Origin of the sequence: Actinoplanes sp. NPDC026670 (assembly GCF_040638175.1) — a bacterium.
GTDB lineage: Bacteria > Actinomycetota > Actinomycetes > Mycobacteriales > Micromonosporaceae > Actinoplanes.
The window spans coordinates 38243-49755 of record NZ_JBEZXU010000083.1 but is presented as its reverse complement, the minus strand read 5'-3'; the positions used below and the strand labels follow the sequence as shown (position 1 = coordinate 49755).

At 68.3% G+C, this 11513-nt stretch carries 12 protein-coding genes and 1 tRNA gene; 5 read left to right on the top strand and 8 right to left on the bottom strand.

The window, feature by feature from the left end; translation table 11 throughout:
- Window positions 1–91 precede the first annotated feature (91 nt).
- The 4 genes from AB0E94_RS46100 to AB0E94_RS46085 form a co-directional block, all read right to left on the bottom strand.
- Window positions 92–274 (bottom strand): DUF4236 domain-containing protein, encoded by a 183-nt coding sequence (locus tag AB0E94_RS46100; RefSeq protein ID WP_043522949.1) that lies wholly within the window; start codon window positions 272–274, stop codon window positions 92–94.
- 64 nt (window positions 275–338) lie between these two features.
- A complete protein-coding gene (locus AB0E94_RS46095) occupies window positions 339–794 on the bottom strand; it encodes an Rrf2 family transcriptional regulator (RefSeq protein WP_317790966.1) in 456 nt (151 codons plus the stop codon).
- A gap of 66 nt (window positions 795–860) precedes the next feature.
- Entirely contained in the window at window positions 861–1817 is a 957-nt protein-coding gene (locus AB0E94_RS46090; RefSeq protein WP_360340809.1) for an AraC family transcriptional regulator, read from the bottom strand.
- Window positions 1818–2023: 206 nt separating this feature from the next.
- Window positions 2024–2455 (bottom strand): SsgA family sporulation/cell division regulator, encoded by a 432-nt coding sequence (locus AB0E94_RS46085; RefSeq protein ID WP_014446635.1) that lies wholly within the window; start codon window positions 2453–2455, stop codon window positions 2024–2026.
- A 309-nt stretch (window positions 2456–2764) separates the two neighbouring features.
- Between AB0E94_RS46085 and AB0E94_RS46080 the strand changes: the two genes are divergently transcribed.
- Window positions 2765–3139 carry a TIGR02611 family protein gene (locus tag AB0E94_RS46080; protein WP_360340806.1) on the top strand — a complete coding sequence of 125 codons (375 nt, stop codon included), beginning with the start codon at window positions 2765–2767 and terminating at the stop codon, window positions 3137–3139.
- A gap of 52 nt (window positions 3140–3191) precedes the next feature.
- Window positions 3192–3263 (top strand) — tRNA-Val (locus tag AB0E94_RS46075).
- 127 nt (window positions 3264–3390) lie between these two features.
- On the opposite strand, the gene AB0E94_RS46070 is transcribed toward AB0E94_RS46075, so the two are convergent.
- Both AB0E94_RS46070 and AB0E94_RS46065 read right to left on the bottom strand, forming a co-directional pair.
- Complete coding sequence (locus AB0E94_RS46070) at window positions 3391–3870, bottom strand: hypothetical protein (RefSeq protein WP_360340803.1); 480 nt, start codon at window positions 3868–3870, stop codon at window positions 3391–3393.
- A gap of 50 nt (window positions 3871–3920) precedes the next feature.
- Window positions 3921–4313 (bottom strand): hypothetical protein, encoded by a 393-nt coding sequence (locus tag AB0E94_RS46065; RefSeq protein WP_360340801.1) that lies wholly within the window; start codon window positions 4311–4313, stop codon window positions 3921–3923.
- Window positions 4314–4638: 325 nt separating this feature from the next.
- On the opposite strand from AB0E94_RS46065, the gene AB0E94_RS46060 reads away from it, so the two are divergent.
- The 3 genes from AB0E94_RS46060 to AB0E94_RS46050 all read left to right on the top strand — a co-directional run bounded on the left by AB0E94_RS46060 (window position 4639) and on the right by AB0E94_RS46050 (window position 9233).
- Complete coding sequence (locus AB0E94_RS46060) at window positions 4639–5895, top strand: acyltransferase (protein ID WP_360340798.1); 1257 nt, start codon at window positions 4639–4641, stop codon at window positions 5893–5895.
- 103 nt (window positions 5896–5998) lie between these two features.
- Complete coding sequence (locus tag AB0E94_RS46055; protein WP_360340795.1) at window positions 5999–6787, top strand: hypothetical protein; 789 nt, start codon at window positions 5999–6001, stop codon at window positions 6785–6787.
- Between the two features lie 313 nt (window positions 6788–7100).
- Window positions 7101–9233: an MMPL family transporter gene (locus tag AB0E94_RS46050; RefSeq protein ID WP_360340792.1), complete on the top strand. Its 2133-nt coding sequence runs from the start codon at window positions 7101–7103 to the stop codon at window positions 9231–9233.
- Window positions 9234–9308: 75 nt separating this feature from the next.
- Here the strand turns inward: AB0E94_RS46050 and AB0E94_RS46045 are convergent, their stop codons facing one another.
- Both AB0E94_RS46045 and AB0E94_RS46040 read right to left on the bottom strand, forming a co-directional pair.
- Window positions 9309–10736 (bottom strand): HAMP domain-containing sensor histidine kinase, encoded by a 1428-nt coding sequence (locus AB0E94_RS46045; RefSeq protein WP_360340789.1) that lies wholly within the window; start codon window positions 10734–10736, stop codon window positions 9309–9311.
- A complete protein-coding gene (locus AB0E94_RS46040) occupies window positions 10733–11425 on the bottom strand; it encodes a response regulator transcription factor (RefSeq protein ID WP_360340813.1) in 693 nt (230 codons plus the stop codon). Before AB0E94_RS46040 ends, AB0E94_RS46045 begins: the two co-directional genes overlap by 4 nt.
- Window positions 11426–11513: the final 88 nt, after the last annotated feature.

Below are 11513 nucleotides of genomic sequence, written 5' to 3'. Positions count from 1 at the left end.
CCACCCGTTACGACAAGCTCGCCGTCCGGTTCGAAGCCACCGTCATCATTGCCATCATCGACCAGTGGCTCCGAGCAATGTGAAACACGGCCTAGCGGGAACGGCTCTTGTCCTGCTTCCACGACAGCGGGCCGGGCAGGTCGACGCGGTGCGCCCGGGTCTTGGAGTTCCACGACCAGCGGCCGATCTTCAGGCTCCACGACGAGTAGCCGTTCTCGGTGAAGTTCAGCACCAGCGGACCGATCTTCTTCCGGCTGCGGTAGACGATGCCCATCGGAACCTCTCCCATCTAGTTTCTGATGGACCCGACGATTCCCGATGGGGACGATCCACAAACGTCAGCGTGGCTGCCAGGCGTCCGGGCGGGTGGTCAGCTTGCGCACATGCGCCGGCATCCGCCCGCTGATCAGCTCGGCGAGACTCACCTCGTCGAGCACCTCACGGACCGCCGCACGCACCGCCACCCAGAGGTTCGGCAGGTTCTCCGCCGCGCCCGTGTACTGAGTCTCCTCCGGACGGAGGCCACGCACACCGGCCAGCGGGCCGTCGACGGCCCGGATGATCTGGCCGATCGTCACGTCCCTCGGTGGGTGCGACAGCGTGTATCCGCCCTCGGCACCGCGTTGCGCCCGGACCACGCCGGCACGGCGCAGATCGGCGAGCACTGCCTCGAGGAACTTCCGAGGCATGTTCTGGTCTTGGGCAATGGCCTGGGCGGACATCAGTGCGGGGTAGGCCTGCGCCAAACTGAGGGCGGCCCGGACCGCGTAGTCACCGCGCGCGGAGATCTGCACCTGACTATCATGCCCCGCCCGCGCATCCCGGATGCACATACCCCAGGGAGTTATGGGAATTCGGGTTCAGTCGACGGCCTGTCGCTGACCGGGAATGCCTCCGTCCGGCCCGGTCGCATACCGCCCCCGGAACTGTCCCGGGCTGAGCCCGGTCTCCCGGTGGAAGAAGCGGCCGAAGTTCGTCGGCTCCCCGAAACCCAGGATCCGGCCCACCTCGGCGACCGACAGCGGCGTCGCGGCGAGCAGGCGGCGGGCCTGCAGCGCGACCCGGTCGTCGACCACCTGCTTGGCGGTACGGCCGGTCAGCGCCAGACTGGCCCGGGTGAGGGTACGCACCGAACAGCCCAGCTCAGCCGCATAGTCCTCGACCCGCCGGGTGTGCGGATAACCCTCCTCCAGCCGGCGCTGGAACCGCTCGAAGGTCCGGCCCTCGACGTGACCGGCCGGATCGAGCAACGGCTCCAGGACCCGCAGGCGCAGGAGCACCGCGGCCAGCTGATGTCGCAGCATGGCGGCGGCGACCGGCCCGGTGTCGCCGTCGGCGTCCGCGCTCAGATGGGTGAAGGCGGCCCGGAGCGCGTCCGGACCGGGCAGGGACAGCGGCCGTGCGGCCGGACCGGACGGATCGTCCGGCACCAGCTCCGGTAACTCCTCCGGCCCGAACAGGCCACGCCGGAAGAGGATCGTCGCCGTCTCCCCTTCTCCGGGTGACCGGCCTTCTCGGGATGGCTGGCCTTCCCCGGGTGGGCGGCCTTCTCCGGGTGGGCGGCCTTCTCCGGGTGGCTCGCCGAACCGCACCGCCTGCCCCGGACGGATCCAGAGCATCGTGCCCGGCCCGCAGAGGTGTTCGGTGAAATCCACCTCGGCGAGCAGCGGTCCGGTGACGGTGAGGACGAGAGCATGACTGTCCAACAGGCCGGTGGCGGCGCCTGGCGCCACCGGCAGGGCGCAGCCGCCGATCCCCGACCAGTCCGGTGGGAGACGGGTGGGCGCCGGCTCGGTGTGTTGAATGAGTGCTGACATCGCGCCTGACGGTAGTCGTCGATGGGTGCTTGCGCATCCACTAGCGCACCGACTGAGGTAAATGTCCGATTTCAAGCTCGGTATTCGCTATACGTCCGATTCCGATCCCTTTTCGGAGATCGATTATTTTTTCGGGTATAAAGGGCGACCCGCACGGACCGGCAGTGTCCGTGCGGGTCGCCCTGACTCGCTGATGTCGCCGACGGCTAGCGCCCCGCCAGCAACCTGTTGACTGCCGCGTCGACGTCCAGGTGGTCGGACTCGCGACCGCGGGGCACCACCACGTAGGTGCGCCGCAGGAAGCGGACCAGGACGCTGCGCGGCACCTCGAACAGCGCGTTCCCGTCCGGCGACGAGAGGGCCAGCGCGACGAAATCGCCCCGCGGAGTGGCCCACGGCCACACCCGGACGTCGCCGATCCCGGCCGGCTCGTCGAGCCCGGTCACGAGGAGCTCCCGCGCGAAGGACCAGCTCACGGCTTCCCCACCGGCTGATTCTGCGTGGAACAACACATGAACCGCATACGGGTCGGCTGGGTCGTACCGCAGACTGGCGCGTACCGGCAGTGCCGTCGCGTCAGGCGCTACGAGCCGCAGCGAGGTTTCGACCTCGACGGTCGTTGGACGAATGGTACTCATGGACGAACTCCCCCCGGCACCGCTGCGAGGCTGGTGAACCCCGCGGTTCCCATACTCAGGTGATCCTTGTAGTTACGCTCCGCCATACGCTGATCTCACCCAGTAGTGGGAAGGCGGTTCCGAAAACCCTTCCGCGCAGGACGTAAAGCGATATCTTGTCCTGTTCTGCCCAAGTACTCGGTTCCGCCAGGCATCAGTGGTCCAGCAGTTGACTTACTCCGGTAACGTCCATTCCTCCCGGGTAGTGACGGGGCTCCCGGACACTGGGGGATGAAATGAACCTAAAACCGGACGACGGGGTTCTCAGACGTGCGTGTGCTTGACCGTATTCGGTCCAACTCCACCGGCCGCCTGGCCCTCAAGATCGGCGTCGGCATCGTCGGCGGCCTGGTGGTCGCCATCGGCATCATCCTGATCCCGTTCCCCGGCCCCGGCTGGGCGATCGTGATCCTCGGCCTCGCGATTCTGGCCGTCGAGTTCCACTGGGCCCGGGGCGTGCTCGCCTTCACCAAACGTCACGTCCAGAGCTGGACCCACTGGATAGCCCGCCAGTCCCTGCCGATCCGCGCCCTGATCGGCGTGGTCGGCATGCTCTTCATCAGCGCGGTGGTCTGGGCAAGCGTGAAGGTGAGCATGGACGTCGACCTGATCCAGGTAAGTCTGGACTGGTTGCGGACCCGCTGACCCCCTGGTTCGCAAACCGGTGGTGGCGTCTAGTAGAGTTCCATCTCGTTGAGGGCGATTAGCTCAGCGGGAGAGCGCTCCGTTCACACCGGAGAGGTCACTGGTTCGATCCCAGTATCGCCCACGCGTTTGGTGGGTCGGCGGTTTGATCGCTGACCCTGCTCATCGGCTCCCACCTGTTGGTGGGAGCCTTTTTGCTCCCCTGGTAACCACGGACACGCTTCCCGGCCGTTACGGCTGGCGGGGCTCGCTCACTGAGGATTTTCGGGGGGCCAGAACTGCACCAGGATCGACGCCGTGTTCAGGTCGTCCGGCGCGGCGGGAGGATCGGTGCGCCAGGCCAGGCGGGTTCGCCATCGGCCCGCTGGTAGGCGATAGACGTCGGATCGTCTGCCCATGGTGATCTGGTCGATCCCGAGCACGCCGGACGGGAGATCCATTTCGATGACCTCGGAGCGCTGCCAGCCAGTCGGATCGAAGTCGGCCGGACCGTCCCAGGTCTCCAGCCTCAGGTGGCCGTCGAACACCACCTCGTCGTCGACGTTGTGGAGGTACACATTGCCGGGCGTAGTCGCCAGCCACGGACCGCTCCTGCCCTCGAACGGTGGCTTGGGGTCGTCATCGCAGGTCACATCGAGGATTCCCACCCGCCGGTAGTCGATGGTGACGAGAACTCGCGCAGAATCCGTCAACGTCGGCAAGTGATCCCCCTCAAACCGCAACTCTCGCACGCCCCGTAAGTCTCGGGGGGCGGCGGCTCGCCACGGGCCCTCCGTAGAACTCAGAAGATGGTCACGGTGTAGGAGACGGCCCCGTGCAGGACAGGCACCTCATACGGGCTTTTCCGCTGGCCGAGGAACTGGTAGCTGGAGTTGAAGAAGTTGAAGTTGACATACCCCTTGAACCAGTACTCCCAGACCGTGTTACAGCGACCCCAGGTCGTGTCGTACGTCGTCAGGGGGTACACCGGTGTCTTGACCCAGTTGTTGTCCTGGTTCGTACCTTCGATCTGGAAATACGCGATGTCCCAGTGCTGGTTACGGACGCACAACTCGACATGCTGACCGTTGACGCCGGCCAGGGCAGGTGACGCCGGGACGGCCACGGTGAAGGCGCCGGCCAACGCGACGGCACTGGCCGCCCCGGCCAAGAGCCGCTTGAACGACTTTCGCATGGTTACCCTTCCAATTGCGTGGATCTCCAGCGTCGAACCCCGATGTCCACTGCCGGTCGACGTGTGATTGACGGCAGCAGGCTCGCGCCGCCGGCCCGTTGTGTCCGGGGCGGCCTCGAAGGACCCCCGATCGCCCCTCGGCGCATTCATGATCTTGCAAGATGTCATCGGGGATGTTTTGATCTGTCGCCCGGTCGCTGCTGAATGCCAGCTACCAGCGATCGGGATCCCGTTGTCGCGGTGGGCCGGCGGGAGCGATCGCACGGGGAGAGTCAAAGTCGAGATGTCGGCACCACCCATGACCAGGTCGGCCCCAGTTGGGCCGGTGTCCACACCAGCTGAGCGACCGCAGCGCGGACAGCGGCTCGTGGCGCTGGACGGCATGCGGTTCATCGCCGCTCTCGCTGTCATCGCCGCCCACTTCGTCGGCCTGAACCACAAGGCTTGGCAGCTCAGCAGCAAGGCGACGTTTCCCGAGATCCACTACTGGTCCGTCTATGGGATCTTCGGGGTCGAGTTCTTCTTCCTGATCAGCGGCTTCGTGATCTGCATGAGCTGCTGGGGGCGGTCGGTCGGGGACTTCTTCGTCTCCCGGATCGTTCGTCTCTACCCGGTGTACTGGGCAGCGATCCTGTTGATCGCCGTCACCCAGATCTACTTCCCCAAGCCGGGAACGGTGCCGCCCGGCGTCGGCACGATTCTGGTCAACCTGAGCATGTTCAACACGCCCGCGATGGCCCCCGGCATGACCGTGGTGTTGTGGACGCTCTGGCAGGAGATGCGGTTCTACCTGCTCTTCAGCCTGGTGGTCTGGCGCGGCCTGACCTATCGCCGGGTGACGATCTTCTGCCTGCTGTGGCTGGTCGGCTCGTTCGTCGCCAACAGCGGCGACGACAAGACACTCAAGGTCATCTTCCAGCCGGACTACGCCCAGTACTTCATCGCCGGCATCGCCATCTACCTGATGCACCGCTTCGGACCCACCATGCTGACGTGGGGCATCGTCATCTGCTGCTGGGCGCTGTCGATGTTCGCCGTTCAGCACCGGGTGACGGAGAACATGGGAGTGATGGGGCGCAAGGACCTGGCCTGGTGGCCGGCTCAGGTCATCGTCACCGGTTGCTTCCTGATCATCATCGCGCTGGCACTCGGCTGGTTCAGCTGGGTCCGCGGCCGATGGATCATCACGCTGGGCGCCATGACGTACCCGATCTATCTCATCCACCACGTCGTCGGCGTGACGATCATCCGGGAACTCTCACCGACGATCGCGCCCATGCCGCTGCTGATCGGTACGACACTGGTGATGATGCTGCTCGCCTGGCTGATCCATCGATGCGTGGAGAGGCCTCTCGTGCCGATCCTCAAACGCGGGTTGACCAAAGCGGTCGCCGAAATGAACGGCCACGGCGACCAGCTGCGTAAACGCGACCGCACCGAACCGCCCGATCCTGACCCCGCACATTCGCCCGCGGCCCCTGACGTGATCTCGGCCGGATCGAAGGATCATGAGGGGAGGCCGACCGATGGCCTTCTGGGCCGGGGCGAATACCTCGCCGCCGAGGGAGCGACGAGACAGTAGAACCAGCGCTTCTCTGGTCCCTGGGTGACGTCTCCGAGATTCGGATCGACTCCTGTCATCGGCCGCATCTATAGTCCCCGGCATCGATCATGGGGGACCGAAGATGAAGAATCGACCATGGGGTACGGGCGCGGCCGCGCTGACGGCTGGTCTGCTCCTGGCGGCCTGTCAGGCGCCGGATCCGGCCGGGCCCGTTTCCCCGCAGACGTCCGTGGCGCCGCCGGTGTCGGTGGCGCCGTCCACCAACGGCGTCGACACCGCCGCTCCGGACCAGACGTTGAAGCAGGCCCAGACCCTGCTGCGGGAGGCGACCTCGTTCCGTTTCGACGGCTGCCGCGGCCGTCGCATCGACGGGCCCTGGTCCTGCGCCGAATACCGCAGCGCCGGCGCCGACTTCGTCGGCACCCTGAAGCCACACGAGGACAGCTCGGCGAAGGGCCGGGCCGAACTCCTGTCGGTCGGCGGCCGGTACTACATCCGACCGAACGCGGCCTGGTGGGACGAGGCCTTCGGCAAGACCGTGGACAAGGCCGGGGCCGCCGCGATCGTCAAGCACGTGGGCGGCCGGTGGGTCGACACGGCCAGGGTTCCCTCCTACGGCGCCGTGTTCCGCCCGGCGGCGGTCATCGCCGACCTGGACGGCATCGACACGATCGTCAAAGGTGGACCGACCGAGTTCGCCGGCCAACCCGCCTTCACCTTCGGCATCGAGAAGAGTTCCGACTCCCTCATCGTCGCCGCGACCGGCGAGCCCTACCCGGTCCGGCTCAACATGTTCACCACCGAGGCCGACCTCAGCGACTTCGGCGCCATACCTCCGAGAATCGAAGCACCCCGCCCCGGCTCGGTCGTGGACCTGATGAGCGTCCTGGTCTGGGCCGCCAGCAGGTGAACAGACCTTCGTGATTCTGGGCGCGGGCTGGGCCGAGGTTCAGCGGCGAAGCCATTCCAGCAGGTCGGGCTGGGTGAGCCGGGCCAGGCGTTCCTCGTACCCGGCCCGGTCGTCCGCACCGAGCACGACATCACCGGGCCGCACCTGCACCGGCCGCGCGCTGCGACCCAGCCTTCACCGGTGAGGACCACGTGGAAGCCCGTGCCGGTGCGGGCAGCCGGTCAACAGCGCCGTCTTTAACGGTCGTCTCAGATTCGCTCGGTACGAATTCGGCCTCAGACAAGCGATCCAACGCGTGTGCAGGAGGCCTTTGATGACAGTCAACGCCGTACCGTCCAGGAAAGCGCCGCCCGGCCGGTGGGTGCCGTGGCTGGTGATCGGCTTGTGGGTGGCGCTGGCGGCGGTCATGGTGCCGTTGAGCGGAAAGTTGAGTTCGGTCACCACCGACAAGGCCGTGGACACCCTGCCGGCCGGCGCCGAGTCGACCAGGGTGGCGGTGCTGGAGGACAGCCTCCCCGGCGGTGAGGACAACACGTTCGTCTTCGTGTATCACCGCGCCGGCGGCATGACCTACGCCGACCGCACGACTGTCGAACGCCACCACGACGCCCTGGCCAAGCGGTACCCGGCGAAGGCAGCGGCCGGTGCGGACGACGAGGGCCCGCCGACGCGACTCTCCGCCGACGGCGAGGCGATGATGTTCACCCTCGACGTGAGCACGACCTACGGCGCACCGGAGGCCATCGTCGGCCCGCTGCGTGAGGCCGCGAAGGACCGCCCCGCCGGCCTGGAGCTCGAGGTGACCGGGCCGGCCGCGATCGACGGGGACATGGACGCCGTCTTCGACGGCATCGACCTGCAGGTCTTCCTCACCACCGTCATCGTCGTCACGGTCCTGCTGATCCTCACCTACCGCAGCCCGGTGCTGTGGCTCGTCCCGCTGGTGGTCGTGGGCGCGGCCGCGCTGACCTCGATGGCGACCGTCTACCTGCTCGTCAAGGGTTTCGGCATCGTGGTCAACGACCAGAACTCGGCGTTGCTGACGATCCTGGTGTTCGGCGTCGGCACGGACTACGCGCTCCTGCTCATCGCCCGATACCGGGAGGCGCTGCACCACCACGAGAACGTCCGGGTCGCGATGGCCCACGCGCTTCGCGGCGCGGCGCCGGCCATCGTCGCGTCCGCGGCCACCGTGGTCGCCGGCCTGCTCTGCCTGCTCGCCGCCGACCTGAACAGCACCAGCGGGCTGGGCCCGATCGGCGCAGCCGGCATCCTGTGCGCGCTGGTGGCCATGTTGACGCTGTTCCCGGCGGTGCTCGTGGTGCTCGGCCGGCGGATCTTCTGGCCGGCCATCCCGCGGTTCAGCGCGGCTGTGCAGGAGAAGCCGGGGCTGTGGGGACGGCTCGGCACCGCCATCAGCCGCCGCCGATGGCTGGCGACGCTCGGCTCGTTCGGAGTCCTCGGCGTGCTCGCCATCGGGCTGACCGGCAACACCGGCGCTCTGCGGGAACAGGACCAGTTCCTGTCCGCCCCGGAATCGGTCACCGGCTTCACCGTTCTGCGCCAGCACTTCCCGGAGCTGGGCGGCCAGCCGATGACGATCTTCACCCAGCCGGCGTACCAGGATCGGGTGGTCGACGTCGTCAGGAGCGTTCCCGGCGTGGCGGTGGCCGTCCCGGGCCAGATCAGCGGCGGCTGGGCCGACATCTCCGTGTTTCCGGCCGACGCGCCGGACACCGCCGCGGAGTACGAAACGATCAAGCGGGTACGCGCCGCCGTGCACGCGGTGAACGGGGCGCAGGCGATCGTCGGCGGGCCGAGCGCGGAGAACCTCGACACCGAGGCGACCACCACCCGTGACGAGAAACTGGTGATCCCGCTGGTGCTCGTCGTCGTCCTGATCGTTCTCGGGCTGCTGCTCCGGGCGATCGTGGCCCCGCTGGTCCTGATGGCGACCGTGGTCGTGTCGTTCGCCGCGGCCTTCGGCGGCAGCGTGTTCGTCTTCGAGACGGTCCTGGGGTTCCAGGGTGTCGACTACTCGGTGCCGCTGCTGGCATTCCTGTTCCTGGTGGCGCTCGGCGTCGACTACAACATCTTCCTGGCCAGCCGGGCCCGGGAGGAGACCGTGCGTCTCGGCACCGCAGAGGGCATGCTCAAAGCCCTCTCCGCCACCGGTGGCGTCATCACCTCGGCAGGCCTGGTCCTGGCGGCCACGTTCGCGGTGCTAACCACACTTCCGCTGGTGATGCTGATCGAGGTCGGGTTCCTGGTCGCCTTCGGCGTGCTGCTCGACGCCCTGCTGGTGCGGTCGATCCTGGTGCCCTCTCTCACCCTGCTGATCGGCCGGCGGATCTGGTGGCCGAGCCGGCTTTCCCAGCCGGCGGCCGAGCCGCCGAACGGGGCACGGCCGCTCATCGACGACGAGGAGTTCGCGTTGCAACGGTGAGCGCGGCGGCACGGACGAGATCCGGGACGGGGACCCTCCCCGTCCCGGATCTCGTCATCGGCCTGGCAGTGCGGGTCAGCGCACCGCCGTGTCATCACCGGCGGTGAGCCGCGCGGTCGGTGCGGTCGGGGCCGCGGCCGGAAGGGAGACCCGGAGCAGCGCGCCACCGCGTGCCGAGCGGGCGACGGCGGCCCGGCCGCCGTGGGCGTCGACGACCCGCTGCACGATCGACAGCCCGAGACCGGATCCGGGCAACGCCCGGGCGCTGTCGGCGCGGTAGAACCTGTCGAACACTCGTGGCACGTCGGCGTCGTCGATGCCCGGCCCGGCGTCGTCGACCTCGAGCACCGCCGACGCGCCCTCGGCACGGAGCCGGACCTGGACCGGCTGGTCCGCGGGGGACCACTTGCCGGCGTTGTCGATGAGGTTGAGCACCGCCCGCCGGAGTGCGGCGGGACGCCCGCTCACCCACACGGAGCTCACGTCGAGCGCGACCTCGAGCTCGGGCATGCGGGAACGCGCCTGGGTCGCGGCGGCCACCACCACGTCGGCGAGGTCGAGCAGCCCGGTGCTCTCGTCGCTGACGTCACCGCGTGCCAGGTCGGTCAGTTCGGCGGCCAGGGTGCTCAACTCGGCCACCTGAGCGCCGAGATCGTTGAGCAGCCGAGTCCGGCTCTCCGCCGGGAGGGCGGTGTCGAGGGTGCCGCGCCGGTCGAGCCGGACCAGCAGTTCGATGTTGAGGCGCAGGCTGGTGAGCGGGGTCTTGAGTTCGTGGGCGGCGTCCTCGGCCAGCAGCCGCTGGGCCTGCCGGGATTCCCGGAGCGCGGCGAGCATGTCGTTGATCGCCTGGATCAGCCGCCGAATCTCGCCACCGCCCTCATCCGGGATGCCGGCGTCGAGGTCCCGGGTGCTCGCGACACGTACCGCGGCGGCGGTCAGCCGGTCGATCGGCGCCAGTCCGGTCCGGGCCACGGTCCGCCCGACGAGGGCGCCCCCGACCACGCAGAGCAGCCCGATCAGCAGCATGCCCAGCCCGAACCGGTTGATCGGGCTGTCGTCGGCGACGTGGGCCACCTGTACCGCGCCGTCGCCCGCCCGCAGTGTGTAGATGCGAAAGCCGTCGTCGTCGCTGTCCATCGACTCCATCAGGTCGGCTGACTCGCCCCGCGCCACCCGGCCGGCGTGCTCGCTGACCGGGGGCAGCGCGGGTTGACCGGCCGGAGTCCGGGTCGAGCCGTCGGGCAGGATGACCCGCACCAGCCGGCCGGATCCGGGATACGGCGGCAGCTGAACCTGGGCCAGACCGGCGTGCTCCGCGGTCGCCGCCAGGACGCGGGAGTCGGCACGCAGCTGATTCTCGGCGGTGTCCTGCAGCTCCCAGTCCAGGAGCTCACTGGCCACCTGGAAGGCCACGAACACGCTGACCGCGATGGCCGTCGCCGCGATCACCGTCATCCGGGTCCGCAGGGACCGCCGCCGCCACCATCGGCTCAGCCTGCTCACGGAGGAGTCTCCCGCAGCGTGTAACCCAGGCCGCGCAGGGTGTAGATCAATCGCGGCTCACCCTCGGCCTCCATCTTGCGGCGCAGGTAGCTCACGTACACCTGGAGGTTGTTGGCCGTGGCGCTCATGTCGAAGCCCCAGATGGCCTCGAACAGCGCGTCGCGCGTCAAGACCCGGGTCGCGTTGCGCAGGAGAACCTGCAGAAGGGCGAACTCGGTCCGGGTCAGTCGCAGCGGCCGCTCGCCCCGCCATGCATCGAACCGATCGGGATCGAGCCGGACGTCGGCGAACGACAGGATCTGCGACTCCCCGTCGGCCGGTGAGCGACGGCGCAGCAGCGCCCGCACCCGGGCCAGCAACTCCTCGGTGGCGAACGGCTTGGGCAGGTAGTCGTCGGCGCCCGCGTCCAGCCCGGTGACCCGGTCGGAGACCTGGTCACGGGCGGTCAGCATCAGCACCGGCAGATCCCGGCCCGCGGCCCGCAACCGCCGGCAGGTCTCCAGCCCGCCGAGGCGCGGCATCATCACGTCGAGGATCAGCAGATCCAGCGTGTCACCGCCGGCCCCGGCGACCCCGTCGAGCACGGCGAGACCGTTGGCGACGGTGCTGGTGTCGTAACCCTCGACCTGGAGCACCCGCTCCAGCGACTCACGGATGGCGGCGTCATCATCGGCGATCAGGATCCGCACGTCGGCCCGCCTCTTCAAGTCGATGCTTTGCCGCTCATTCTCCCCGGTCAACCTGAAGCCAGTATTAGAGCCGTCGCCGAGCCCCGTC

Coding starts and splice junctions, on each gene's coding strand:
- AB0E94_RS46100 (WP_043522949.1), bottom strand. CDS start 274: ATGGGCATCGTCTACCGCAGCCGGAAGAAGATCGGTCCGCTGGTGCTG.
- AB0E94_RS46090 (WP_360340809.1), bottom strand. CDS start 1,817: ATGTCAGCACTCATTCAACACACCGAGCCGGCGCCCACCCGTCTCCCA.
- AB0E94_RS46085 (WP_014446635.1), bottom strand. CDS start 2,455: ATGAGTACCATTCGTCCAACGACCGTCGAGGTCGAAACCTCGCTGCGG.
- AB0E94_RS46065 (WP_360340801.1), bottom strand. CDS start 4,313: ATGCGAAAGTCGTTCAAGCGGCTCTTGGCCGGGGCGGCCAGTGCCGTC.
- AB0E94_RS46055 (WP_360340795.1), top strand. CDS start 5,999: ATGAAGAATCGACCATGGGGTACGGGCGCGGCCGCGCTGACGGCTGGT.
- AB0E94_RS46050 (WP_360340792.1), top strand. CDS start 7,101: ATGACAGTCAACGCCGTACCGTCCAGGAAAGCGCCGCCCGGCCGGTGG.